The organism is Collimonas sp. GW821-FHT07E08, from assembly GCF_059418905.1.
On record NZ_JBWKQR010000020.1, the window covers coordinates 47,673 to 71,056 of the forward strand.

At 62.6% G+C, this 23,384-nt stretch carries 26 protein-coding genes; 16 read left to right on the forward strand and 10 right to left on the reverse strand.

From position 1 onward, the window contains the following. Positions 1-37: 37 nt before the first annotated feature. From fliO to fliF, 10 genes are all read right to left on the reverse strand, one after another. Positions 38-508: a flagellar biosynthetic protein FliO gene (gene fliO, locus AC07RZ_RS21580; protein WP_494669523.1), complete on the reverse strand. Its 471-nt coding sequence runs from the start codon at positions 506-508 to the stop codon at positions 38-40. Further along, positions 505-924 carry a flagellar motor switch protein FliN gene (fliN, locus tag AC07RZ_RS21585; protein ID WP_092398864.1) on the reverse strand — a complete coding sequence of 140 codons (420 nt, stop codon included), beginning with the start codon at positions 922-924 and terminating at the stop codon, positions 505-507. The genes fliO and fliN overlap by 4 nt, the downstream gene beginning before the upstream one ends. After that, positions 917-1,918, reverse strand: a complete 1,002-nt coding sequence (fliM, locus tag AC07RZ_RS21590) for a flagellar motor switch protein FliM (RefSeq protein WP_494669524.1) — start codon at positions 1,916-1,918, stop codon at positions 917-919. Before fliM ends, fliN begins: the two co-directional genes overlap by 8 nt. A 15-nt stretch (positions 1,919-1,933) precedes the next feature. Beyond that, complete coding sequence (gene fliL / locus AC07RZ_RS21595) at positions 1,934-2,407, reverse strand: flagellar basal body-associated protein FliL (RefSeq protein WP_144742265.1); 474 nt, start codon at positions 2,405-2,407, stop codon at positions 1,934-1,936. A 128-nt stretch (positions 2,408-2,535) separates the two neighbouring features. Then, complete coding sequence (locus AC07RZ_RS21600) at positions 2,536-3,897, reverse strand: flagellar hook-length control protein FliK (RefSeq protein ID WP_494669525.1); 1,362 nt, start codon at positions 3,895-3,897, stop codon at positions 2,536-2,538. Between the two features lie 17 nt (positions 3,898-3,914). Next, complete coding sequence (gene fliJ, locus AC07RZ_RS21605; protein WP_144742263.1) at positions 3,915-4,370, reverse strand: flagellar export protein FliJ; 456 nt, start codon at positions 4,368-4,370, stop codon at positions 3,915-3,917. 125 nt (positions 4,371-4,495) lie between these two features. Beyond that, positions 4,496-5,944, reverse strand: a complete 1,449-nt coding sequence (gene fliI, locus AC07RZ_RS21610) for a flagellar protein export ATPase FliI (protein WP_494669526.1) — start codon at positions 5,942-5,944, stop codon at positions 4,496-4,498. Next, positions 5,941-6,675 (reverse strand): flagellar assembly protein FliH, encoded by a 735-nt coding sequence (gene fliH / locus AC07RZ_RS21615; RefSeq protein ID WP_494669527.1) that lies wholly within the window; start codon positions 6,673-6,675, stop codon positions 5,941-5,943. The genes fliI and fliH overlap by 4 nt, the downstream gene beginning before the upstream one ends. After that, complete coding sequence (fliG, locus tag AC07RZ_RS21620; RefSeq protein ID WP_494669528.1) at positions 6,668-7,666, reverse strand: flagellar motor switch protein FliG; 999 nt, start codon at positions 7,664-7,666, stop codon at positions 6,668-6,670. Before fliG ends, fliH begins: the two co-directional genes overlap by 8 nt. Beyond that, positions 7,659-9,368 (reverse strand): flagellar basal-body MS-ring/collar protein FliF, encoded by a 1,710-nt coding sequence (gene fliF, locus AC07RZ_RS21625; RefSeq protein WP_494669529.1) that lies wholly within the window; start codon positions 9,366-9,368, stop codon positions 7,659-7,661. The genes fliG and fliF overlap by 8 nt, the downstream gene beginning before the upstream one ends. Before the next feature lie 340 nt (positions 9,369-9,708). Between fliF and fliE the strand changes: the two genes are divergently transcribed. The 16 genes from fliE (at position 9,709) to flhC (ending at position 23,332) form a co-directional block, all read left to right on the forward strand. Continuing rightward, positions 9,709-10,029 (forward strand): flagellar hook-basal body complex protein FliE, encoded by a 321-nt coding sequence (gene fliE / locus AC07RZ_RS21630; RefSeq protein ID WP_144742258.1) that lies wholly within the window; start codon positions 9,709-9,711, stop codon positions 10,027-10,029. A gap of 9 nt (positions 10,030-10,038) precedes the next feature. After that, on the forward strand, positions 10,039-10,734 hold the full coding sequence (locus AC07RZ_RS21635; RefSeq protein ID WP_494669530.1) for a flagellar regulator YcgR PilZN domain-containing protein: 696 nt from the start codon (positions 10,039-10,041) through the stop codon (positions 10,732-10,734). A 180-nt stretch (positions 10,735-10,914) separates the two neighbouring features. Continuing rightward, positions 10,915-12,003 carry a FliC/FljB family flagellin gene (locus AC07RZ_RS21640; protein WP_494669531.1) on the forward strand — a complete coding sequence of 363 codons (1,089 nt, stop codon included), beginning with the start codon at positions 10,915-10,917 and terminating at the stop codon, positions 12,001-12,003. 187 nt (positions 12,004-12,190) lie between these two features. Continuing rightward, positions 12,191-12,547 (forward strand): flagellar protein FlaG, encoded by a 357-nt coding sequence (locus AC07RZ_RS21645; RefSeq protein WP_494669532.1) that lies wholly within the window; start codon positions 12,191-12,193, stop codon positions 12,545-12,547. 54 nt (positions 12,548-12,601) lie between these two features. Further along, positions 12,602-14,062, forward strand: coding sequence for a flagellar filament capping protein FliD (gene fliD / locus AC07RZ_RS21650; protein WP_494669533.1), 1,461 nt, complete (start codon positions 12,602-12,604; stop codon positions 14,060-14,062). Positions 14,063-14,073: 11 nt separating this feature from the next. Continuing rightward, positions 14,074-14,550, forward strand: a complete 477-nt coding sequence (gene fliS, locus AC07RZ_RS21655) for a flagellar export chaperone FliS (protein WP_494669534.1) — start codon at positions 14,074-14,076, stop codon at positions 14,548-14,550. 1 nt (position 14,551) lies between these two features. Next, on the forward strand, positions 14,552-14,878 hold the full coding sequence (locus tag AC07RZ_RS21660; RefSeq protein ID WP_494669535.1) for a flagellar protein FliT: 327 nt from the start codon (positions 14,552-14,554) through the stop codon (positions 14,876-14,878). 15 nt (positions 14,879-14,893) lie between these two features. Next, positions 14,894-15,874 carry a flagellar hook-length control protein FliK gene (gene fliK / locus AC07RZ_RS21665; RefSeq protein ID WP_494669536.1) on the forward strand — a complete coding sequence of 327 codons (981 nt, stop codon included), beginning with the start codon at positions 14,894-14,896 and terminating at the stop codon, positions 15,872-15,874. 65 nt (positions 15,875-15,939) lie between these two features. Beyond that, positions 15,940-16,248 carry an EscU/YscU/HrcU family type III secretion system export apparatus switch protein gene (locus AC07RZ_RS21670; RefSeq protein ID WP_494669549.1) on the forward strand — a complete coding sequence of 103 codons (309 nt, stop codon included), beginning with the start codon at positions 15,940-15,942 and terminating at the stop codon, positions 16,246-16,248. A 172-nt stretch (positions 16,249-16,420) separates the two neighbouring features. Beyond that, positions 16,421-17,068 (forward strand): response regulator, encoded by a 648-nt coding sequence (locus AC07RZ_RS21675; RefSeq protein WP_217647603.1) that lies wholly within the window; start codon positions 16,421-16,423, stop codon positions 17,066-17,068. Between the two features lie 134 nt (positions 17,069-17,202). Beyond that, positions 17,203-17,715 carry a chemotaxis protein CheW gene (locus AC07RZ_RS21680; protein WP_494669537.1) on the forward strand — a complete coding sequence of 171 codons (513 nt, stop codon included), beginning with the start codon at positions 17,203-17,205 and terminating at the stop codon, positions 17,713-17,715. A gap of 30 nt (positions 17,716-17,745) precedes the next feature. Next, positions 17,746-19,404, forward strand: a complete 1,659-nt coding sequence (locus tag AC07RZ_RS21685) for a methyl-accepting chemotaxis protein (RefSeq protein WP_494669538.1) — start codon at positions 17,746-17,748, stop codon at positions 19,402-19,404. 218 nt (positions 19,405-19,622) lie between these two features. Further along, complete coding sequence (locus tag AC07RZ_RS21690) at positions 19,623-21,257, forward strand: sensor histidine kinase (protein ID WP_494669539.1); 1,635 nt, start codon at positions 19,623-19,625, stop codon at positions 21,255-21,257. Between the two features lie 148 nt (positions 21,258-21,405). After that, the gene (locus AC07RZ_RS21695; protein WP_494669540.1) at positions 21,406-22,098 is read left to right on the forward strand and encodes an Hpt domain-containing response regulator; all 693 of its coding nucleotides are present in this window, start codon (positions 21,406-21,408) and stop codon (positions 22,096-22,098) included. Between the two features lie 244 nt (positions 22,099-22,342). Further along, positions 22,343-22,660 (forward strand): flagellar transcriptional regulator FlhD, encoded by a 318-nt coding sequence (gene flhD / locus AC07RZ_RS21700; protein ID WP_014004965.1) that lies wholly within the window; start codon positions 22,343-22,345, stop codon positions 22,658-22,660. A gap of 51 nt (positions 22,661-22,711) precedes the next feature. Next, positions 22,712-23,332, forward strand: a complete 621-nt coding sequence (flhC, locus tag AC07RZ_RS21705) for a flagellar transcriptional regulator FlhC (RefSeq protein ID WP_144742231.1) — start codon at positions 22,712-22,714, stop codon at positions 23,330-23,332. The last annotated feature ends 52 nt before the right edge of the window (positions 23,333-23,384 follow it).

Below are 23,384 nucleotides of genomic sequence, written 5' to 3' on the forward strand. Positions count from 1 at the left end.
GAGGAGTCAATAAGGGGGACAGCCGGGTGCGGTATGCCTATTTGCGGCCCAGCGACTCTCGCAGCTTTTGCGCAAATGCATTGGCTGCATTGCCGGCAGCGATGGCGCTTTGCCTGATCGGCAGCTTGGGTTCTTCCGGCAGTTCCTGCGCCGGCATGCTGTGCAGCGACTGGATCTGTCCGGGAGTCACGCCAAGCGTCAGCCAGGTGCCGCCGATTTCGACCACCACCACCCGTTCGCGCTGGCCGATGGCGGTGCTGGCGATGACTTTTACCAGGCGGCCGCTATTGTGCTTTTGCAGTCCCAGCCGGCGCGCCGCCCAGGCGCAAAAGAAAATCAGCGCAAGCACCACGGCCAGGCCGGAAGCCGCCTGCAGCAAACCGCTCGCGCCCCATGACGGCGTCGCCGGCATTGCTGTGGCGGCGGGCGCGGCGATCATGGCCGAAGCGGGCAAGGCCAGGCATGCCGACAGCAGCAGCGCGCGCCGCGCCAAGGGCAGCAATTTCATCGGTTCAGCTTGTGTATACGTTCCGACGGCGTGATGATGTCGGTCAGGCGGATGCCGAACTTGTCATTGACGACCACCACCTCGCCCTGGGCGATCAGGTAGCCGTTGATCAGCACGTCCATCGGCTCGCCGGCCAGTCCGTCCAGCTCGACCACCGAGCCTTGCGCCAGCTGCAGCAGGTTCTTGATGGTGATCCTGGTGCGCCCCAGTTCAGCGGTCATCTGCACCGGGATATCCAGGATCATGTCGATATCGGTCTTGGCGACCTCGGCGGCGTCGCCGCTGAGAGGCTGGAACACCTTGGCGGCAGGCGCCGGTTCCGGCGCAGGCTGCGATGCCGCAGTCTGCGCCGCGAGCGCGCTGGCCCAGTCGTCGGCGGCTTCGGCGTTTGGATCCGGCTTGTTTTCGTCACTCATTATCATTCCCTTTTAAATCACCATCGCGGTGATTGATCATTTTTTCAACTCGCAGCGCGTAGCGGCCGTTGGAAGTGCCGTAACCGCATTCCATCACCGGCACGCCGTCCACCTTGGCAACGATGGTTTCGGGCATTTCTATCGGCAGGACATCGCCGGCTTTCAGTTTCAGCAGCTGGCCGATGGTCGACGGGATATGCATGAAATCCACTTTCAGCTGGACGTCGGCGCTTTGCACCTGCTGCGACAGCTGCTTGACCCAGCGCTTGTCGACTTCGACTTCGTCCTGCACCGGATTGGACAGCAGGTCGCGTATCGGCTCTATCATCGAATACGGGATGCAGATATGCAGGGCGCCGCCGATGGGGCCGAACTCGATGTGGAAAGTGGTGTTCACCACCACTTCGTTCGGCGTCGCGATATTGGCGAACTTGGTATGCATCTCCGCCCGCACGTACTCGAATTCGAGCGGATAGATCGGATTCCAGGCGCTGCCGTAGCTATCCAGCGCCAGGTTCAGCAGGCGGGTGATGATGCGCTGTTCGGTCTGGGTGAAATCGCGGCCCTCGACCCGCATATGGAAACGGCCGTCGCCGCCGAACAGGTTGTCCACCACCAGGAACACCAGGTTCGGATCGAACACGAACAGCGCCGTGCCGCGCAAGGGCTTCATGTGCAGCAGGTTGATATTGGCCGGCACCGGCAGGTGGCGGATGAATTCGCTGTACTTCTGGACATGGACCGCGCCTACCGAAATGTCGGCGCTGCGGCGCATGAAATTGAACAGGGAGCTGCGCAACTGGCGCGCGAAGCGCTCGTTGATGATTTCCAGCGTATGCATGCGGCCGCGCACGATACGTTCCTGGGTGCCGAGGTTGTAGGCTTGCACGCCTTCCGGATTCGGCGCCGGCGCCGCGGCGGCATCGGTCTCGCCGGTGACGCCTTGCAGCAGTGCATCTACTTCGTCCTGAGACAGTAGCTGTTCATAAGCCATAGCTGGGTCTCGGTTTTACTGCACCACGAAGGCGGTGAACAGCACATTGATGATGTGCTGCGGCGGCTGGCTGCTGGCCAGGGGTTTGTTCAATGCCTTGAGGATTTCAGCGGCAAGCTTGTTCTTGTCGTCGGCGGTGACCAGGGAATTCGGATCGCGGTTCGACAGCAGGCTGAGGATCCGGCTGCGCGTTTCCGGCAGGTATTCGACAATCTGCGCCTGGGATTTGGCGTCCGCCACTTTCAGGGTCAGGCCGATATGCAGGAAACGGTCGCGGTCGTCCGCTTGCAGGTTGACGGTAAACGGATCGAGCGCGACAAAGATCGGCGTTTCCGGGACCGGCGCGGCGACGCTTTTGCTGCCGGCCTGCATGCTGGTGAAGTAATAAGCAGCGCCTGCCGCGGCCAGGGCGGCGGTGAGCACGATCAATATCAGTCCAAGCTTGCTTTTTTTGGGTGTTGCCACTGCTTCGTTGGTGATGGTTGCCATGGTTTTTCCTGCATCAGATTCCAGCGTCCATTCTTTGCCAAAAAGGCTTCGAACCATCTGCTGATATAAAGGGAGAAAGCGCTTCAGATCCTGCGTTTGTCGCGCCGGGAAAGTCTGTTTTTTTTCTGTTAAGCAAAAATATCTACCTTGCCGTTGCCGTTCCTGCCGGCGGCGGCAGTGCTGCGTTCAACCTTGGCGGCCAGTTCGCCCGCCGCTGCGCCAGCCTGGAACGGGCTGCCCGATCCGCGCTGGCTGCCCTGGTGCTGGGCAAACGTTCCTTGCTGCTGTTGCTGCGGCTGCTGGGCGTCGGAACTGACCGAGGTGTTTCCCAGGCTGATGCCGCTTTCCGCCAGGCTGCTGCGCAACTGCGGCAAGGCCGCTTCCAGCGCCGTGCGCACCGACTGATGGGCAGAGACAAACGTGGCTTGCGCCTGGTTGTCATTGATGGTCAAGGTGACTTTCAGGGGCCCCAGGTCGGGCGGGTTGAGATGCAGTTCGGCGCTTTGGTTGCGGGTGTTGCCCATCCAGACGACTTGCTTGCCAAGCGCCGCGCCCCAGCCGTCGCTGCCGACTGTCGGCGACAGCGCCAGCTTGACGGCAGGCGGCGGTGCGGTGTCGGCTGCAGTTACCGCAGAAGGGGCATGCGCTAGCGCCGGATTCGCCTGCGCCGTGACGGCGAGCCCGGGTTGGCCGCTGCTGCCGGCGGCGGCCTTGGCAGCGGCGATCTCGGCGCTGCTTGTATTGGCGTTGGCCGGCGCCGGTCCCGAGGCGATCTTGGCCGCGTCCAAGCTGTCCTTCCGCTCTGGTTTTTCCAGTTTGCCGTGCTGGTCCGGATGAGCGTCGTCTTGCGTTGCCTGCTGTCCGGCGGCATCGGCTGCACTGGCCTGAGCGGCCGGCGGCTGCGGATTATGCGCCAATGGCGCGTATTCGCCGCTGGCGGTTTCCTTGCGCGCCGAGGCGCTTGGCTTGGTTGGCGCGGCCTCAACCGGGCTGGTTGGCGTTGCCAGCTGTGCCACGGCGGGCGGAGCCGCTGCCGTCGGAATAGTGTTCTTGCCAGGGCTTTCTGCGACTGGGGCAGCGACGGCTGCGGATGTGGCTGGTTTTCCGCCGGCAGCGGCAATCGCCGCGTTGAGCTGGTCCTCCGCCGCTGACTTTGGCTGGCTGCCGCTGCCGGATTCGGGATGGGCCTCGATCGCTTTCGCCCCGGCTGGCGGCAACGCCAGGAACGCCAAGGCCGGCACTGCGCCTGGATCTTGTTCCTTATCTGTGCCGGCCTGGCGCCGGGGCGCTGTGTGCTCGGCTGGCCTGGCGCCGGCGCTTGCCTTGTCGGCTATCTTTTTAACGGGCTGGCCGGCGCTGGCCAGGGAGCGATCCAGGACCTTGCCAAAATTATCGGCGCCGTCCTGCTGCGGATTGGCATTGCTGGCGGCGCTGCCGTTTGGCGGCGCGGCCTGCAGGGCTGCTGTGCTGGATGAAACAGGTAAAGACATGGCGGTTCCTTGATTGATTATTCTGCGGCGGCGCGCATGCGCAGCTGGAACTGGCGGGCGGCATGTTCGTCGCTGCCGCGCTGTTCGCGTTTGTTGAGCAGTTGCACCTGCTGTTGCCTGGCGCGTTCAGCCAAGGTGTCGAAGGAACTCAGGCGGCGCTTGTTCTGCTGCCAGTCGCTGCGTCCGCGCGCCAGCCGCGAATCGGCCTGGCTGGCGACTGCGCGCTGCTGCTCGATGGCGCCGTCCAGCGTGCCGATGAAATGCTGGAAATTGCGCCAGCGGGAAGACGGCACGCCGTCCTGCATCTGGCTCTGCAGCTGGTCGCAGTATTCCTGCCGATAGCGGATCAGCATCTCCAGCTTTTCCGCGGCGCCGACCTGGGCGCGCTGCAATTGTCCCAGGCGGCGGCTGGCTTCGTCGGTCTTGTTCTGGGCCAGTTCAATCAACATGGCGAGCGGCAATGTGTTTGACATGATGTTCTCTCAGGATTTGCGGCTTATCTTTGTGGGCTTATCTTTGTCGCTTTATCTTTGTCGCTTTATCGTTGTGTTAACGGCGGCATTCAAGAAAAAATTAGAGTTGAAACCTGCGGCCTTGCCTAATCGGCCTGGAACAATTGCTCCAGCTGCGTCACCGCCTCCCTATAACCGGCGCGTTCCGCCATTCCCTGCTGCAGGAAAGCTTCGATTTCCGGGTACAGCGCAATCGCCTTGTCCAGCTGCAAGTCATGCCCCGCGGCATAAGCGCCGACGCTGATCAGGTCGCGGTTGCGCTGGTAGCGCGACAGCATCTGCTTGAAGCGCCGCACCGCATCGAACTGGGCCGGTTCGATCAGCGAAGTCATGGCGCGGCTGATCGACGCTTCGATGTCGATCGCCGGGTAATGGCCGGATTCGGCCAGGCTGCGCGACAGCACCACATGGCCGTCGAGGATCGCGCGCGCGGCGTCGGCAATCGGGTCCTGCTGGTCGTCGCCCTCGGTCAGCACGGTATAGAAGGCGGTAATCGCGCCGCCCTTGCCGCTGGCGTCGCGGGCGCCGTTGCCGGCGCGCTCCACCAGCGCCGGCAGCTTGGCGAACACCGATGGCGGATAACCTTTGGTGGCGGGCGGTTCGCCCACCGCCAGCGCAATTTCACGCTGCGCCATGGCGTAGCGCGTGAGCGAATCCATGATCAGCAAGACATCCTTGCCCTGGTCGCGGAAATATTCGGCCAGCGAAGTGGCGTAGGCCGCGCCCTGGAGGCGCAGCAGCGGCGAGGTATCGGCCGGGGCGGCGACCACGATCGCGCGCGCCAGGCCTTCCTCGCCCAGGGTGTTTTCGATGAAATCCTTGACTTCGCGGCCGCGTTCGCCGATCAGGCCGACGATGATCACTTCTGCGCTGGTATAGCGCGCCATCATGCCGAGCAGCACGCTTTTGCCGACGCCGGACCCGGCAAACAGGCCCATGCGCTGGCCGCGGCCCACCGTGAGCAGGGCGTTGATGGCGCGCACGCCGACGTCCAGCACGCTGTCGATAGGCGCGCGCGCCAGCGGATTGATGGGCGCGGCCGAGAGCGGCACTTCGCGGCTGAAATCCAGGGGGCCGAGTCCGTCCAGCGGCCGGCCGGCGGCGTCCACTACCCGTCCCAGCATGCCCGCTCCGGCCGGCAGCCGCTTGCTGCCGGGTTCGGCCGGCGGATTGCCGTTGTTATTCGCGGCTGCAACGGCTTCCAGCGGATAGACCCGCGCCCCCGGCAGCAATCCTGCGACTTCGGTTTGCGGCATCAGGAACAGGCGGTCGCCGGCGAAGCCGACTACTTCAGCCTCGGTGGTGCGTTGCGCATAGCCGGGCGGCAGTTCTATCAGGCAGTCGCTGCCTACCGGCAAGCGCAAGCCGACCGCTTCCAGCACCAGGCCCACGGCCCGGGTCAGGCGGCCGTAGGTGCGGATCGGGATGCTGCGGCCGACGCTGGTGCTGGCGTTGCCGAGCGTGTTGCGCCAGGCTTGCAGGTGGCGGTTGTCTGCGGCTGGCTCGGCGCCGGCCTGGCTGAGGCTGTCGCTCATGGCATAGCCCGGCTGCGGCCAAGCGCCGCCGCGACGCGCTGCCAGCGGGTTTCCATGGTGGCGTCCAGTTCGCCGCTGCTGGCTTGCACCCGGCAGCCGCCGCGAGTGATGGCGGGATCGCTGCGCAGCAGCCAGCCGGCAGCTTGCAGGTCTTCCGCCAGGTACTGCTGCACCAGCGCCATGTCGTCGGCATGCAGCAGCAGGCGCGGCGTGCCGCTCAGCGCCGGCTCGGTCTGCAGCAGTTCGCGCACCGCGGCGAGGATCAGCTGCGGTTCCGCGGCTAGGGCCTGGCGCACCACCTGGCGCGCAATGTCCAGCGCCAGCGTCAGCAGATCGTCGGCCAGTTCTTTTTCCGCCAGGCGCAGGGCGTCAGGCAAGGCCAGGCTTAGCGCGCGCAGGCTGCCGGCTTCGTTTTGCGCGATCTCCAGGCCGGCTTGATAACCTTCCTGCCAGCCTTCTGCATGGCCTTGGCGGAAGCCTTCGCCGGCGCCGTCTTCTTGCGCCTGCTGGCGCAGCCGCTGCAATTCGGTTTCGTCGATCAGCAGCTTCGGCTCCAGTTCCGCCAGCGCCGGTCCGGCCGCAAGCGGCGCCGACGCTTCTGCGTCGCCTGCCGTCTGCTGTGCGTCTGCCTGCAGCACATCGGCCATTTCCCAGCGCTGCCAGGCGCTCATCTGCGGTTTCAGCTTGCGCTGAGGCGACAGCCGTTCGCGCGCTTGGATTGGATCAGACATAGGCGTCGTTGCCTTGGCCGCCGATCACGATTTCGCCGGAATCGGCCAGGCGCCTGACGATCTGCAGGATGTTTTTCTGCTCGCCCTCGACCTGTGAAACCCGGACCGGGCCGCGCACTTCCAGGTCTTCGCGCAGCATTTCGGCCGCACGCTGCGACATGTTGCGCAGGAATTTCTCGCGCAGTTCCGGCGCCGCGCCCTTGAGCGCGATGATGAGGGATTCCGATTCCACTTCCTTGAGCAGCAGCTGGATGCCGCGGTCTTCGATTTCCAGCAGGTTTTCGAACAGGAACATCTCGTCGATGATCCGTTGCGCCAGGTCGCCGTCGTGCTCGCGCACATGCTGGATCACGCTTTCTTCCTGGGTGCTGCTCATCAGGTTGAGGATTTCCGCCGCGGCCCTGACGCCGCCCAGGCGGCTGCGCTTGACGCCCTGGCCCGACAGCAGGCCGGACAGCACATCGGTCAGTTCGCTGAGCGCCGCCGGCTGCACGCCGCCGAAGGTGGCGACGCGCAGGATCACGTCGTGCCGCAGGCGTTCGGTGAACAGCTCCAGCACTTCGGACGCCTTGCTGCGGTCCAGGTGCACCAGCAGGGTGGCGATGATCTGCGGATGCTCGTCGCGGATCAGCTCGGCCACCTCGTTGGCTTCCAGCCAGTTCAGGGTGTCGATGCCGTTGGTGGAGTTGTTGCCGGACTCGAGGATGTCTTCGATCAGGCTGGCGGCGCGGTCGCTGCCCAGCGCCTTGTTGAGGACGGCCCGTATGTAGCCGCTGGAATCCAGGTTGAGCGCGGAGAATTGCTCCGTTTCAAGCCGGAACTCTTCCATGACTTCGGCAATCTGTTCGCGCGTCACCTGGCGCAGCTTGGACATCGCCATGCCCAGCTTCTGCACATCCTGCGGGTTCAGGTGCTGGAACACGGCGGCAGCGCCGTCCTCGCCCAGCGACATCAGCAGGATGGCGCTCTTTCTGATTCCGTCGTCACTCATTGTTGCCCATCCAGTTCTTGATTACCATGGCGACCAGGCGCGGATCTTTCTCGGCCAGGCTCTGTGCGTGCTGCAGGTTGTCCTGATGGCGGTCGGCCTGGCGCTGTTTTGCCTCGTCGTTCAGCTTGACCTGTTCGGGAGTCGGTTCGGCGGCGGTTTTGGCGGTTGTCCCGGCGGCGGCAGCTTGCGGTCCTTGCAGGTGCTTGCGCAGCAGCGGCCGCACCAGGCCAAACCAGAGCCACAGGGCGGCGATGGCCAGCAACAGGTACTTGCCGACGCTCTTGGCCAGTTCGATATTATCGGCCTGGCGCCACACAGGCAGTTCCGGCTCCGGCGCCTCGCCGGCAAACTGGCTGTTCACTACATTCAGCGAATCGCCGCGGTCGGCGCTGTAGCCCATCGCTTGCTTGACCAGGCTCCTCACCTGTTCCATTTCGGCCGCCGGCAGCGCTTGCGCGGCTACCTTGCCCTGGGCATTGGCCGCGCCGCGGTAGTTCACCACCACCGCGACCGACAAGCGCTTGACTGCGCCGGCGCTTTGCTGCACATGGCTGATCGAGCGGTCCACCTCATAGTTGGTGGTGACGTCGCGCCGTACGCTGCTGGAGCCGCCGCTGCGTGCCGTGTTGCTGCTGGCGCTGTTGGCGCCGGCTCCAGCGGCGGGATTTGCCTGCGCACCGGCCGCTCCTTGCTGGTTCGCCGGAGCAGTGCTGATCGGCGCGGTCGGATTGACCGGCGGCTGGTTCGACAAAGCGCCCGGCACGCCGCCCGGCGGGCTCGCGCCTTGCTGGTTGGCGTCGCTCGATTGCTGGCTGCGGATGGCGGCCTTGGCCGGGTCCTGGTTAGGGCTGTATTTTTCGTCGGTGTGTTCGACCGTCGAAAAATCGATGTCGGCCGCCACCTGGGCGCGCACATTGCTGGCGCCGACGATCGGCTGCAGGATGGCTTCGATGCGGCGGATATAGCTCTGCTCGATTTCCTGCGCGTATTTGAGCTGGCTCGCATCCAGGCCGCGGTTGCCGGCCGCCGGCGTCGACAGCAGGTTGCCGCTCTGGTCGACGATCGTCACATTCTTGGCGCTCAGTTCCGGCACGCTGCTCGACACCAGGTGGGCGATGGCGCTGACCTGGCCGTCGTCGATAGAACGTCCGCGGTGCAAGGTGAGCACCACCGAGGCGCTCGGTTTCTGCTGGTCGCGCACAAACAGCGACGGCTTGGGCAAGGCCAGGTGGACCCTGGCTGCCTCTACCGCCGAAATCGATTCGATCGAACGCGCCAGCTCGCCTTCCAGGGCGCGCTGGTAATTGACCTGTTCGGCGAACTGGCTGACGCCGAATTTCTGGTTGTCCATCAGTTCAAAACCGACCGAACCGCCCTTGGGCAAGCCTTGCGACGCCAGCCGCAGGCGCGCTTCATGCACCTGGTCGGCGGCGACCAGCACCGCGCCGCCGCCGTCGGCGAACTTGTAGGGAATGTTCATCTGCTGCAGCGAGGCGATGATGGCGCCGCCGTCGCGGTCCGACAGGTTGCTGTAGAGGACGCGGTAGTCGGGCGCCCGGCTCCACAGCCAGAATGCGGCAATGGCGGCCAGGGCAAACGAGGCGCCGACGATCAGCGGCAGCTTTGGATTGGCGCGCAGCTGCTCCAGCAGCGGCGGCTTCCTGTCGCCGGCGAGGTTGGCGCCGCTTGCGGCAGCATTCATGCTGCCGCCCCGGATGACGACGGACTATGGCCGCGGTTGGTGTTCGCTATGCGCTTCTGCGTATCTGACACAAGCTTTCCTTTGAATGGGGTAACAGATGTCAACAAAGGTAAACCGGGCCAAGCCGGGACAGCCTGTGTCGACGCTAATGATTGTCAACGGCTGGCCGTTATTTCGATCGCTCGAATAGCCGGGGTTTTCCCCATCATTTGACGCTATGTAAAAAAATCATTGCTGTTACGCTGGCTGGCAGCAGTGAAACGTTATCGCCCGGGCCGGGCAGCGCATGGGCCGGGTTCCAGGGCGGTGGCGAGAATTCAAAACAGGAAAGAGGTGGAATATGGCGATTTCGGCAATCGAATCGGTATTGCAGCAATTAACGGCGACAGCGCAAATCGCCGGCAGCGGTGCAGCAGCAGCGGGCAACGGCATTGCCGGCGGCGGTTTTGCCGACGAGATGAAAAAATCGCTGGAGCGCATCAGCAATAGCCAGCAGCATGCGGCCGGCCAGGCTGAAGCATTCGAGCTGGGCAAGCCAGGCGTGTCGCTGAATGACGTGATGATTGATTTGCAAAAGGCCAACGTCGGTTTCCAGATGGGGCTGCAAGTGCGTAACCGCGTGGTTGCCGCTTATCAGGAAATCATGAACATGCCAGCTTGAAGGTAAGTTTTGGAACATGCATGTGTAGAGCAGGGCGCTAGTTATCTGTTGCAGGATGCGGCCGATATCGAAAGTATCTTGCGCGAGCTGGAGCGTCAGAACAGTGCGCTGACCATGCGGCTGCTGGGCGGCGGCGAAAGCGTCGCCACGCGCCTGGTGGCGGTAGCGCTGGCGCACGACATCTTTATCCACGCCGGCGACGCCGACGGCGGCGGCGCGCACTACCTGCCGGGCGACCTGCTGTGCTTTGACGGCGCGCTGGATGGCGCCGGGGTGCGTTTCGTGAGCAGCGTCGCGCGCAACAGCGTGAGTCCCTGGCCGACGGCGCTGGCGGCGGCGTTGCCGACCTGCATTGCATATTTCCCGCACCAGAAATTTATCCGCATCGGCATGCAGCCGGTGGAGGCTTGCGTAGTACGCGCCAAACGGCGCGATGGCAATGATTTTGTGCTCGATGTCCACGACTTGAGCGCGCGCGGCATTGGCTTGCGTTCGGCCTATGTCACGCTGCAGGCGCTGCCGGTGGGCACGGTGCTGCCGGCGGCGGTGCTGGATTTCCGTTCTTCGGGACGGCTGCTGGTGGATTTGCGGGTAGTGTTCAGCCGCAGCGTGCAGGGGCCGGATGGCGTCATCAACCATTTCGGCTGCTATTACGTTGACCTCGACCAGGCCAGGCAGAGCCTGGGCGGTTTGCTGGGCGCTTAGGTTAACGGGCCCTAAGCCGGGGGCTTTATTTTTCAACAGGCCCCTAAATGTTTTCCAGGCAATTGCCGATAACCTGAATAACGGTGGCTTGCTTATCCCGGTTGTTGTCTGGCCGGGAGCGAGTCCAGCGTTACGGCGGCTTAGCCGGAACCCATAAACTTTAGCAACAGGAGTCATGCCATGTCTGTCATCAATACCAATATTCTTTCGCTGGTAGCTCAAAACAACCTCACCAAATCGGCATCTTCGCTGAGTTCGGCCATCCAGCGCCTGTCGTCCGGCATGCGCATCAACAGCGCCAAGGACGACGCTGCCGGCCAAGCCATTGCGAACCGCTTCACAGCCAACATCACCGGCCTGACACAGGCATCGCGCAACGCCAACGACGGCATCTCGCTGGCGCAAACCACTGAAGGCGCGCTGACTGAAGTCAACAACAACTTGCAGCGTATCCGTGAACTGTCGGTGCAAGCCGCCAGCGGCACGAACTCTTCCAGCGACCTGCAATCGATCCAGGATGAAGTCGGCCAGCGCCTGAAGGAAATCGACCGCATTTCTTCGCAAACCGACTTCAACGGCGTCAAGGTTCTCGCAACCAACCAGACCCTGAACATCCAGGTCGGCGCCAACGACGGCCAGACCATCGGCATCGGCTTGCAAAAGATCGATTCGACAGCGCTGAAACTGAATACGCTGAACCTGGCTGGCCCTACCGGCGCGACAGCTGCCCTGACGCCTACCGGCAAGGACAACACCGGTGCTTCGGTTGCCGTTGCTGCCGGCGGCTTCACTGCCGTCAACCGCGACGCCGCTGCCGCCTTCACCGCGACAGTCGCCGACCTGGTGACGGATGCACGTGGCAATACTTACGTCAAGAACGGCGCTAACTTCTACGCCGCTACCGTGACTGTTGCGGATGCGACCCAAGGCGCAACTGCAGCGACACCGACAGCCACCGTGACTTACGACTCGTCGAAATCGCTGACAGCCGCCAGCGGCAGCCCGCTGACAGCAATGGACAGCGCCTTGTCGCAAGTCGACAGCCTGCGCAGCTCGCTGGGCGCCGTGCAAAACCGTTTTGCCTCGACTATCGCTAACCTGGGCACGACAGTCACCAACCTGTCTTCCTCGCGTTCCGGTATCCAGGATGCAGACTACGCGACTGAAGTGTCGAACATGACACGTTCGCAGATCCTGCAACAGGCAGGCACTTCGGTGCTGGCGAAAGCGAACCAGTCGACACAAAGCGTGTTGACATTGCTGCAATAAGCCATGAGCCGGTTCCGCAGGCGCCTGCTTGAGGCGTCTGCGGAATTTGCCGATCCGGGGGCTGGCCGCTGTTGCGGCCGCCCACGGTTCCATGATGTTTTGTCCAGTCGGGTTTGGAGCGCCAGACCCGAGCGGACAGGGTACAGCCGAAAGATGACGTGAGGACGTGATGCCGAATGCGATCAATATGGATGCTGCAAGCAGGACCGCGCCAGCCGAGGGCGCGGCCGCCGTTGCGAATGACAGGGCTGCCAAGGATGCCGGCGCGCTTGCGCAGAAGCCGCAGGAAAGCGGCGACGGCAAGTTTGCCGGCGTGCCCGAGCGCTCGCAGATCCAGAGCAAGATTGACGACATCAATCGCCAACTGCAGCTAAGGGCGGTGAGCGTGCAGTTCCAGATCGATCCCGGCTACAAGGATGTGATCCTGAAAGTGGTAGACCAGCAGGACGGCAAGGTGGTCTTGCAGATCCCCAGCGAAGAAGTGGTGCGGATCGCCAAGGTCATGGACCAGATGAAGGGTGTATTGCTGGAAAAGACCGCATAGCGGCTGCAGGCAGTCCGGCCGACCGAAAACGATATTCAATGCAAAGGAACTGACATGACTTTAGTGACCAACCTGGGAGCGGCATCCGGACTGCCGCTGGCAACTCTGCTGAGCAGCATTACGGTCTCCGAAAACATGCCGCTCACCGCCATGAGCAACCAGCAAAGCGCGTACAACGCCAAGCTGTCGGCATACGGCGTCATACAGAACGCCTTGAGCACGTTGCAGGCGGCCGCAGCGCAGCTGGGAAATCCCACGCTGTTCCAGAATGTGACGGCGACCTCGAGCGCTGCCTCGGTGTTGAGCGCAACCGCGACTGCCGCCGCCGGCGCGGGAAGTTACGCAATCAACGTCGGCCAGCTGGCGCAAGCGCAGTCGCTGGCAACCGGCGGCGTCGCCAGCACTACCGCGGCCATCGGCAACGGTACGGTCACCCTGCAGTTCGGCAGCATCTCGGGCGGCACGCTGGATCCGGCGTCCGGCAAATACAGCGGCGCCACGTTTACCGCGGACAGCACGCGCGCCGCGGCGTCGATCACTATCGATTCCAGCAACAACACGCTCGCTGGCATCCGCGACGCGATCAATAAAAACAAGGCCCTTGGCGTCACGGCCACCATCGTCAACGACGGCAGCAGCACGCCGAACCGCCTGGTCCTGACATCCACCCAGACCGGTGCGACCTCTACCATGAAGATCAGCGTGAGCGGCGACGCGGCGCTGTCGAACCTGCTGTCCAACGATCCTGCCGGCACGCAGAACCTGCAGCAGACCGTGGAAGGCAAGAATGCGCAGCTGACGGTCAACGGCATCGCCATCACCAGCGCCAGCAACACCGTCAAGGAAGCGGTGCAGGGCGTGACCATGACGCTGACCGGCACCGGCCCCAGCACATTGTCGTTGCAGAGCAATACGGCCGCCGTGCAAGCCGCGATTTCGAATTTTGTCACTACCTATAACAGCCTGCAGACCCTCACCAAGCAATACACCGCATTCGACACGACGGCGCAGACGCAGGCGCCGCTGACCGGCGATGCGACCTTGCGCAATATCCAGACCCGCATCCGCGACACCATGAACACGCCGCAACCGGCGAGCGGCACCGGCGCGCCCTTGACCATGCTGGCCCAGATCGGCGTGACGTTCCAGGCCGACGGCACCATGGCGATCGATTCGACCAAGCTGACCAGCGCGCTCAGCACCAACCTGAGCGGCGTGCAAAACCTGTTCTCCAGCACCTCCGGCACTACCGGCTTCGGTTCAACCATGTCGACCTTGCTGACCGGTTTCACGGCCAGCAACGGGCCGCTGAAATCGGCCACCGACGGCTTGAACAGTTCCTTGAAAACGCTGGCGACGCAGATGACCAGCACCCAGTCGCTGATCAGCACGACGATTGCGCGCTATACCAAGCAATTTACCGATCTTGATACGCTGATCGCCGGCATGAACCAGACCAGCAGCTACCTGACCCAGCAATTTGCCGCCATCAACGGCACTACCACTTCCAAATAAGGCGAGGTTTCATGTATACATCTTCAGCCGCCGCGCCGACACTTAATTCCGGCGCGCGCGCCTATGCCCGGGTCGGCATCGAGAGCGCAGTCATGAGCGCTTCACCGCAGCAGCTGCTGACCATGCTGTTCGACGGCGCCAAAGCTGCCATCAGCATGGCGCGCCACCATATGGCGAACGGCGACGTGGTCGCCAAAGGCAACGCCATTTCGAAGGCGGTCAGCATCATCGACAGCGGCCTCAAGGCCAGCCTGGACGCCGAGGCCGGCGGCAGCGCCGGCGCCGAACTTGCGGCAAACCTGTCGGCCCTCTACGACTACATCAACCAGCGCCTGCTGTACGCCAACCTGCGCAACGATCCAGCCTTGCTGGAGGAGGCTGACCGGCTGCTGGAAAATATCGCTTCGGCCTGGCGCGAAATCAGCGGCGGCCAGATGCATGCAGCGTCCCCCGGCCCGACTGCCGGCGACCGCTCCGCAAGGGGATGAGATGACGCCTCAACACGAAGTGATGGAGTGCTACGAAGAGATCGCGCCGCTGACCGGCCGCATGCTGGAGCTGGCGCGCGCCGGCGACTGGGATGGCCTGGTGCAGCTGGGGCAGCAGTTCCGCTCTTATGTCGAACGCTTGAAAGACATCGAGCTGGCCGAACCCCTGGAGCCGCTGCAGCTGGCGCGCAAGCAAAGCCTGCTGAGCCGGATCCTGGCTGCCGACGCCGAAATCCGCGATATCGTGACGCCTGAGTTGGCGCAGTTGAGCAGCCTGCTGGGCAATATGCATCGGCAGCAGCATCTCAACCATGCATACGGCCAGTAAGCCTGGCCGAGCATCATGAGCGGCGGCACGCCCCTGGTCGACAAGCTGCTGGCGCCGGCGGCGCTGCAGCGTTCGGACCTGGTGCCGTTGAAAGGCCAGCTGGCCATCTATGCGCCGGACGTGATCACCGACATCGAGGCGATTGCCAACGATACCCGGCTGCCGTCGCGTGCAGCGATCGACCGCCAGCTGGGGATCGATCCGGCCCAACCGGCGCAGGCGGGCAACCTGCGGCCGGCGCCGGGCGTTGCCGACGGCGCCAGCTTGAGTGCGGCAGCGCGCGTCATCAGCGAACTGCTGGGCGCGGCGCCGGCCAAGGGGCAGGCGGTAAGCGGCAACGCAGCCCTGTGGCCGGACGCCGCCGCGGCGCCGCAGCCGCAGCACCTGGCAGCGACCCTGGCGCGCAGCGTTGCCGACAGCGGCCTGTTTTACGAATCCCACCTGTTACAGTTTTTCACCGGCGAACGCTCGCTGGCTCAGTTGCAGCAAGAGCCGCAGTCCGGGCTGGCCCTGTCGCTGGCGGCGACCGATGCAGAAGCTGCCCCGGCGCATGTTCCCGCCGCGAGCCATGCCGCCGCCAGCATCGCTGCCGACGCGATGCCGCTGGTGCGCCAGCAGCTTGAGCTGCTGGCGTTGTCGCAATTCCGCTGGAGCGGCGAAGCCTGGCCGGATGCCGGCATGGAATGGGAAATTACAGAGCAGGGGCGGCGCCAGCCCGACGACGACACGCCGCGCAGCTGGAGCACCTGCCTGAGCATGGACTTGCCCCGGCTCGGCCGCATCGAGTTGCGCCTGAGCCTGGCGAACCGCAGCTGGCGCGCCGAGCTGGGCGCGGCCGAGGCCGCCACGATCACATCCATGCAGGCTGGCGGCCCGCGATTGCTGCAGCGATTTTCGACCGCCGGCTTGCATCTGGGCGGCTTGCAAGTGGTGCAATTGCCGCAAACGGCGCCAGATGATGAATTGGATACAAAAAATGACAACAAAGATAAATAATTATATTAGAGTAATGTTTTTTATCGGCAGCACACGTCCGGCTGGCATGGAATCGGCAGATGGCAATGGCAGAGGGGCGGGCAGCAGTGGAAACTGAGGGCTCATTTCGGAAAAGCGTGGTAGCGTTATCACCTGCGCGCCACGACCAGGCGCCGCTGGTGGTGGCGAAAGGTTACGGCGCGGTGGCCGAAGCCATCATGCAAAAGGCGCGCGAACACGGCTTGTATGTGCACGCATCGCCCGATCTGGTGAAGCTGCTGATGCATGTCGACCTTGACCAGCAGGTTCCGCCGCAGCTTTATGTGGCGGTGGCCGAGTTGCTGGCCTGGGTCTATAGCTTGGAAAATGGGCAGGAGCCGCCGCTGCCTGCCTGAATGCCGCGATAGTGCATGCAGATATTGATTATTTAATATCGCTCATCTGCACCGGAGCAAAATGTGTGCATATTGTTGATATAGTTGCGCTCCCGTATTGTGCGGACCTGGCTGCAGATCGATAATGCACAGTCCTCGGTTGTGAAATGAGATTGTTCAAAGAGTCATGGAAATGAAAGTTGCATCACCGATTCGGGTATTGATCGCTGATGATCATCGCATTGTCAGGCGCGGGCTACTGCATATCCTGAACGCCAGCCCAGGCATCACCGTGATCGGCGAGGCCAGCGACTACAACGGCATCACCGATATCCTGAGAGAGCAGCCGTGCGATGTCCTGCTGCTGGATATCTCGATGCCGGGCAAGGACGGCATTGAAATCCTGCACCTGCTCAAGAAGCGCGAGCCGATGCTGCGCATCATGGTGCTGAGCAGCCATGGCCCGGAACAGTTTGCGGTGCGCGCCCTGAAAGCCGGCGCTGCTTCCTACCTGACCAAGGACGGCGCGCCGGATGAACTGGTGGAAGCGGTGCGGGTGGTGGCGCGCGGCCGCAAGTACATCAGCAAGGGCCTGGCGGAATCGCTGGCGAACCACGTCATCGAGGAAGACGACCTGATGCCGCACGAGCAATTGTCCAACCGCGAATTCCAGACGGTGCGCATGATCGCTTCCGGCCAGACCCGCACCGAAATAGCCAAAAACCTCTCCATCAGCCCCAAGACCGTCAGCGTCTATCGTTCCCGCGTGTTCGAGAAAATGGGAGTGCGCACCAACGCTGAACTGACCCGCTACGTGATCGAGCACGGTTTGCTCGAATAGAGGGCTGTTTCAATCCCTTTTCGCTATATCGATAGCGCTTGCTCCTGTTTATATTGAATCACCCAAGTGCTGCGCGCGCCGGATTTCCTCTGTCCGGCGCGACAGGTGCATTTCAATTCTCAAGGATCAAGTTCATGACGCTTGCCGCTCAAACGCCGACGCAGATACGCCGTTCAACCGTTCAACACGAGGTAGCCGGCCAGGAGTTCCTGACCTTTACCCTGGGCAAGGAAGAGTACGGCATCGATATCCTCAAGGTGCAGGAACTGCGCGGTTACGACAATGTCACCCAGATCGCCAACGCGCCCGATTTCCTGAAAGGCGTGGTCAACCTGCGCGGCGTGATCACACCCATCATCGACATGCGCATCAAGTTCAACCTGGCGGCTTCCAGCTACGACCAGTTTACGGTGGTCGTGATCCTCCATCTCGGTGAGCGCACGGTAGGCATGGTGGTCGACGGCGTGTCCGATGTGATCACCCTGTCCAGCCAGCAGATCAAGCCGGCGCCGGAAATGGGCACGGTCCTCAATACCGATTACCTGATCGGCCTGGGCACGCTCGACGACCGCATGCTGATCTTGCTGGATATCGACAAGCTGATGTCCAGCGACGAGATCGGCCTGATCAACAAGCTGACGGCGTGACGGGCGGGAGCTAAAAAAAGGGGAGGGGACATGAATTTCGCAAATACAAGAATAGGGGTCCGGCTGAGCATCGGATTTACCGCCATATTGCTGCTGGTAGTGGCAATCACAGGAATAGGCATCTGGCGCTTGCAGCAGACCGGCGCCGCGGTCGACGCCATGGTCTCGCAGTTCCTGGTGCGTGAACGGCTGGCGGCGGAATGGCAGGATGCGGTGGCGGTCAACGCGGTGCGCACGATGGCGGTGGTGCGCAGCGACGACAGCAAGACCCAGAAGATTTTTCAGGCCGAAATGAGCGCGACATCCGAGCGTGCATCGGCGCTGCAGACCAAGCTGCATGGACTGTCCGACGACCAGGGCCGGCAAGCCCTGGGAGAAATCGCCGCGGCGCGCGCCGCCTATACGGAAATGCGGGACACCGTGCTGACCACGCGCCAGTACGGCAACGCCGACAGCGCGGTGGCCATGATAGAGAAAGACCTGGACCCGGCGCGCAAGGAGTACCTGGAAAAGCTGCAGAAGTTTGTCGGCGTCCAGCGCCAGGCAATCGACCAGGCGGCGCTGGATATTGCTGCCAACTATCGCGCCGGCCGCAACCTGCTGGTGACGTTCGGCGCCTTCGCCATCTTCCTCGGCGCGGCGTTCGCATGGCGCCTGACCGCGGGCATCGTCAAGCCGCTGCATGCGGCTGTCGCGGTGGCGCAGCGGGTGGCGAAGGGCGACCTTGGCGCCAGCATCGAAGTCAAGGGCAAGGATGAAACCGGACAGCTGTTGCAGGGGATCAAGGAAATGATTTTTTCCTTGCGGGATACGGTCAGCCGGGTACGCAACGGAACCGAGAGCATTGTCACCGCTTCGCGCCAGATCGCGGCCGGCAACCAGGATTTGTCGAGCCGCACCGAAGAACAGGCCGCCAGCCTGGAACAGACCGCGGCGTCGATGGAGCAATTGACATCGACCGTCAGGCAAAATGCCGACAATGCGCGGCAAGCCAACCAGCTGGCTGAAAATGCCGCGTCGGTGGCGCTGGGCGGCGGCCGGATGGTGTCCGAGGCAGTTGCCACCATGGCATTGATCAGGGACAGCTCGCACCAGATCAGCGACATCATCGGCGTCATCGACAGCATTGCTTTTCAGACAAATATCCTGGCGCTGAACGCCGCGGTGGAAGCGGCGCGGGCAGGCGAACAGGGACGGGGTTTTGCGGTGGTGGCGGCCGAGGTGCGCAACCTGGCGCAGCGTTCGGCGGTCGCGGCCAAGGATATCAAGGTCTTGATCGGCGCATCGGTCGACAAGGTGGATGCCGGCGGCAGGCAGGTCGACGCGGCTGGCGCGGCGATGAGCGAGATCGTCGCCTCGATACGGCGCGTGGTCGACATCATGGCTGAAATCGCCGCCGCCAGCGAGCAGCAGAGCAGCGGCATCGAGCAGGTCAACCAGGCGGTGGGGCAAATGGACCAGGCTACCCAGCAGAATGCGGCGCTGGTAGAGCAGGCCGCCGCTGCCGCGCACAGCTTGCAGGAACAGGCGGGAGAATTGCTGCAGGCGGTCAGCATCTTTCAGCTGGCAGAGGACACGGCTGATCCAGGCATGCCTGAACGACAAGATTCCGAACCGGCCGAGGCCGCTGCAGACATGCCAGAAGAACATCATGCCGGCAGCCGGCCTGTCCTGGTCAGCATAAATTGACAGGTGACGGGCCTGTACGATGCTGGATAATAGCGGATACGTTAAGTTGCGCCGGTGCTGACACCGTGGCTGCCGGCGGGCTTCACGTATTGTGGCGGTAATATCCGTCACAGTTTCCAATAGATTGTATGCCCATCGTAATGCAAAGATTCACCTCTGCCTGGCGTCGCCTGCTAGCCGCTTCAAAAACGGATGGCATTTTCTGCGGCTCGCGTTTCATGCGCCTCGTCTACGCAATCACCGTCACGGCCATCCTGGTCATCGGCTATGTCTGGCTGTACGCCGGTTACCAGATAGGTTCCGACTACGAGCGCGACGTCAAGACCATCCAGCTCAGCCATACCATCGTGGTGCGCGATTTCACCCAGCGGCTGCTGCGTTCCATCGACGAACGCGACCGCCTGCTGCGGCTGGTGCGCGACGATTTCCAGATGGCGGATGGAAAAATAGACCTGCTGCGCTATACGAAGATATTTGGCAGCCTGTATACCCAGCTGAACGTCGTCGACCAGGGCGGCCGCCTGCTGGCCTCGACCAAGCCTGGCGCCGCCGCCGACTGGAGCGGCAACGAACTGTATGTCGCGCAGCGCGATCACCTGGATGACGCCTTGCGTTTTTCCCGCCCGCGCAAGCTGCCTGGCAGCGGCCAGTGGGTAATGCATGTGGCGCGCCGCATTTTTTCTGCGCGCGGCGATTTCGCCGGCATCGTCGAGCTGGAGTTTGCGGTGGACCGCCTGCCGGCCCTGTATGCCAGCCTGGACCGGATCCGCGCCGGCGAGCGGCAGGTGGTCGGCAGCGACGGCATTGCCGCCGACGGACCGCCGGCCAACGAACGGATGATCCTGCGCCGCATAGATGAAACGGTGATGGAGCTGGACGATAGCGAGCTGAGCAAGAGCCAGCCTTTCGCCGACCAGAAAGCGCCGGACGACCAGCATTCGTGGGTGTCGCGCAAGCTGGAGCCTTATCCGCTGCTGCTGTCGGTGAAACTGCCCGACCCGGAACCGTTGCCGGGACAGGAAAGCCCCAAGCTGATGGGCTATGTGATGTACGCCTGCGTGCCGACCGTGCTGATCCTGCTGTTGATGAGCCTGGCCTACCGCACCATCAAGCGGCAATATGAGGTGGTGCGCAAATACGACGCCATGCGCCGGCGCGCGAGCGACGCCAACAAGCGGAAATCCCGTTTCCTGGCGACGGTGGTGCATGAACTGCGCACGCCCTTGAGCGGCGTCCACGGCTATTCCGAGCTGGTGCGCGACACCAGCAGCGATCCGCAGAGCCGCGAGTTCGGCGACCTGATCCATCAAAGCGCGATCTACCTGCATGGCTTGCTGAACACCCTGTTCGACCTGGCGCGCATCGAAGCCGGCAGGGTGGTGATATTCCACGAGAATATCGATACGCTGAGCTATTTCGAGTACGTCGGGTCGATGCATAAAATCAATGCCGACAAGAAGGGCCTGAGTTTCCAGATGCGGCTGGCGCCGGATTTGCCGAGCAATTTCCTGTGCGACCGCGTCAGGCTGTCGCAGATACTGAACAACATGCTCGACAACGCCGTCAAATTCACCGTCACCGGCGGCATCACGATAGAAGTGACCACGTTCAGGGACAAGCTCAAGATCCGGGTGCTCGATACCGGCCCCGGCATCGCCAAAGCCGAGCTGAAACATCTGTTCGAATACTTCTACCAGGCGGAATCGGTGCGCGCCGGCCGCAGCCGCGGGCTGGGCCTGGGCTTGTCGCTGGCCAAGGAGTTTACCGACCTGATACGCGGCAGCATCCGCATCGACTCCGAAGTGGGGGTCGGCACCGTGGTCAATCTCAGTATTCCGCTGAATGCGCGCTGAACCCGTCCTCTCCGCGGCGGATCGCGGGTTTGCTACACTGGATGCCGGCGATGCTGTTACGGCTCCTGGGGTTGGCATTGCAGCCGGCTTGCTGCGCCCCATGGCCAACGTCAAAACAGGATATCTTCTCCTTTCCTAGGAGGTGGCGATGCGTTCCGCTTTAATTCTTGTGGTCGAAGATCATCCTATCAACCGCCGCATGCTGCAGGCGCAGCTGGCGGCCGAAGGCTGGCAGAGCGAACTGGTCGCCACCGGCGCCGAAGCCTTGCTATGGCTGGCGCATACCAGGCCGGCGGCAGTCATCACCGACTACGTGCTGGAAGACATGACCGGGGTCGAGCTGCTGCACCGTGTCAGGCGCTGGGAAGCCGACACGTCGGCCTTGCCGGCGATCCCGATGATCCTGTACAGCGGCATGTCGCTCGACTACCTGCAGCGTGAATCAAGGGGGCTGGATTGCACCGCCATCCTGACCAAGCCCATCAGCCGCGCACAGCTGCGGCAAACGCTGGCGCCGATCGTGCCGCAGAAACCTGCCGCCGTGACACCTGCAGCGCCCGACGACTTGCTGGCCGACCTGCTGCAGTTCGGTTACCTGCAGCTGGCAGGGCTCAAGCTCAACATAAAAAACCGGCGCTGGGCGGAGACCGCGAGCATCGCCCATGCCTTGCGCGGCGCGGCGGCGGTATTGCAGCAAAAAGAAATTTCGCAATCGGCGGCGGAAATCGAGAACCAATCGCGCAATAACCCGTCAGAGGCTATAGAAGTCGTCTACGACCGTCTGCAAAATGCGCTGGACCGGCTTGCTTTGCAGCTCAAGGCAAGCCACGCAATGCCCTGACAAAAGCGCTATACGCCCTCTGTTTTCACCACTCTCCCTGGCAGCCGCGCAATGCGGTGCTGACGTAGGAACAATACCTACATCGACTCAGCCAAATATTTCATCCATATCGAGAACCTTACCGACTTATTTCTTTTTTGAAACATTTCATAATTGCTTTGAAGCAGCGCAAAAAGACAAAAACTAAAAGATTGCTCACCAAGTGCCGTAAACATTCATAAGTAGTTTCAGTCTGGGGGAAAGCATGGACAGTAATGGATTTGTAAACGAGATAAGCGAAGTGAATCTTTCTTATCTGCTGCTGGCACAACGTCTGTTGCGGGAGGATAAAGCGACAGCCATGTTTCGTATGGGATTGAGCCGGGAACTGGCCGAGCTGCTCGGCAACCTCTCTTTGTCGCAAGTGGTGAAGCTGGCCGCGTCCAGCCTCTTGTTGTGCCGTTTCCGGTTCGACGACCACGCGATTCTTTCATCTTTGACGCATACCGACAAAGACCATGCCTTGCAACAGGCGCACGCTTCCATCCTGCTGGCAGGACAACCGCTGGAAGGCATCCGATGAAGCGGCCAGATTCATTTTCCGCCATGGCTTTGACTATCGAGGCCGGCAACCATGGCTACTAACAAAAGCGTGATCCTGGAAGCCCAGGAAATCCAGCTCGCGATCGACCTGATCAAGCTCGGCGCACGCCTGCAGTTCCTGGAAGCGGAAACTTCCTTGAGCCGCGACCGCCTGATCAAGCTGTACAAGGAAATCAAAGGCATTTCGCCGCCCAAGGGATTGCTGCCGTTTTCCACCGACTGGTTCATGACCTGGCTGTCGAATATCCATTCGTCGATGTTCTACAACATTTACCGTTTCATGGTCGCGCATGGCGACGGCCAGCAGATCGTTGCTGTGGTCAAGAGCTACCGGCTCTACCTGGAGCAGGTCGAACGGCAAGGCGGCAAGCCGGTGCTGGACTTCACGCGGGCCTGGACGCTGACCCGATTCTTCGACAGCGGCATGCTGCAGCTCAGCACCTGCAGCCGCTGCAACGGCCGCTTCGTCGCCCATGCCCATGACTTGCAGAACGGTTTCGTCTGCGTCTTGTGCCGGCCGCCGTCGCGCGCCGGCAAGACGCGCAAGCTGGATTCCCCGGCCTTGCCTGGAGCAGATCTGGTTCCGGCGCATGGGTATATGCCGCTTCCGGTGCGGCAGGTTGCCGGCCTTGCTAACGGCGGGCTGGCCTGAGCCTGGTGGCGACAGTGGCGGCTGCGGCTGCATAAGGTTTATTTCAAGGGGA

Excerpts from the sequence above, each read along its gene's own strand:
- fliF (WP_494669529.1), bottom strand. The coding sequence starts at position 9,368 with ATGAATGCTGCCGCAAGCGGCGCCAACCTCGCCGGCGACAGGAAGCCG.
- fliO (WP_494669523.1), bottom strand. The coding sequence starts at position 508 with ATGAAATTGCTGCCCTTGGCGCGGCGCGCGCTGCTGCTGTCGGCATGC.
- AC07RZ_RS21680 (WP_494669537.1), top strand. The coding sequence starts at position 17,203 with ATGACGCTTGCCGCTCAAACGCCGACGCAGATACGCCGTTCAACCGTT.
- AC07RZ_RS21695 (WP_494669540.1), top strand. The coding sequence starts at position 21,406 with ATGCGTTCCGCTTTAATTCTTGTGGTCGAAGATCATCCTATCAACCGC.
- AC07RZ_RS21670 (WP_494669549.1), top strand. The coding sequence starts at position 15,940 with ATGGCAGAGGGGCGGGCAGCAGTGGAAACTGAGGGCTCATTTCGGAAA.
- fliG (WP_494669528.1), bottom strand. The coding sequence starts at position 7,666 with ATGAGTGACGACGGAATCAGAAAGAGCGCCATCCTGCTGATGTCGCTG.
- fliK (WP_494669536.1), top strand. The coding sequence starts at position 14,894 with ATGAGCGGCGGCACGCCCCTGGTCGACAAGCTGCTGGCGCCGGCGGCG.
- flhD (WP_014004965.1), top strand. The coding sequence starts at position 22,343 with ATGGACAGTAATGGATTTGTAAACGAGATAAGCGAAGTGAATCTTTCT.
- AC07RZ_RS21690 (WP_494669539.1), top strand. The coding sequence starts at position 19,623 with ATGCGCCTCGTCTACGCAATCACCGTCACGGCCATCCTGGTCATCGGC.
- fliS (WP_494669534.1), top strand. The coding sequence starts at position 14,074 with ATGTATACATCTTCAGCCGCCGCGCCGACACTTAATTCCGGCGCGCGC.
- fliE (WP_144742258.1), top strand. The coding sequence starts at position 9,709 with ATGGCGATTTCGGCAATCGAATCGGTATTGCAGCAATTAACGGCGACA.
- AC07RZ_RS21685 (WP_494669538.1), top strand. The coding sequence starts at position 17,746 with ATGAATTTCGCAAATACAAGAATAGGGGTCCGGCTGAGCATCGGATTT.
- AC07RZ_RS21600 (WP_494669525.1), bottom strand. The coding sequence starts at position 3,897 with ATGTCTTTACCTGTTTCATCCAGCACAGCAGCCCTGCAGGCCGCGCCG.
- fliD (WP_494669533.1), top strand. The coding sequence starts at position 12,602 with ATGACTTTAGTGACCAACCTGGGAGCGGCATCCGGACTGCCGCTGGCA.
- fliI (WP_494669526.1), bottom strand. The coding sequence starts at position 5,944 with ATGAGCGACAGCCTCAGCCAGGCCGGCGCCGAGCCAGCCGCAGACAAC.
- fliM (WP_494669524.1), bottom strand. The coding sequence starts at position 1,918 with ATGGCTTATGAACAGCTACTGTCTCAGGACGAAGTAGATGCACTGCTG.
- AC07RZ_RS21640 (WP_494669531.1), top strand. The coding sequence starts at position 10,915 with ATGTCTGTCATCAATACCAATATTCTTTCGCTGGTAGCTCAAAACAAC.
- fliN (WP_092398864.1), bottom strand. The coding sequence starts at position 924 with ATGAGTGACGAAAACAAGCCGGATCCAAACGCCGAAGCCGCCGACGAC.
- flhC (WP_144742231.1), top strand. The coding sequence starts at position 22,712 with ATGGCTACTAACAAAAGCGTGATCCTGGAAGCCCAGGAAATCCAGCTC.
- fliJ (WP_144742263.1), bottom strand. The coding sequence starts at position 4,370 with ATGTCAAACACATTGCCGCTCGCCATGTTGATTGAACTGGCCCAGAAC.
- fliH (WP_494669527.1), bottom strand. The coding sequence starts at position 6,675 with ATGTCTGATCCAATCCAAGCGCGCGAACGGCTGTCGCCTCAGCGCAAG.
- AC07RZ_RS21675 (WP_217647603.1), top strand. The coding sequence starts at position 16,421 with ATGAAAGTTGCATCACCGATTCGGGTATTGATCGCTGATGATCATCGC.
- AC07RZ_RS21660 (WP_494669535.1), top strand. The coding sequence starts at position 14,552 with ATGACGCCTCAACACGAAGTGATGGAGTGCTACGAAGAGATCGCGCCG.
- AC07RZ_RS21645 (WP_494669532.1), top strand. The coding sequence starts at position 12,191 with ATGGATGCTGCAAGCAGGACCGCGCCAGCCGAGGGCGCGGCCGCCGTT.
- fliL (WP_144742265.1), bottom strand. The coding sequence starts at position 2,407 with ATGGCAACCATCACCAACGAAGCAGTGGCAACACCCAAAAAAAGCAAG.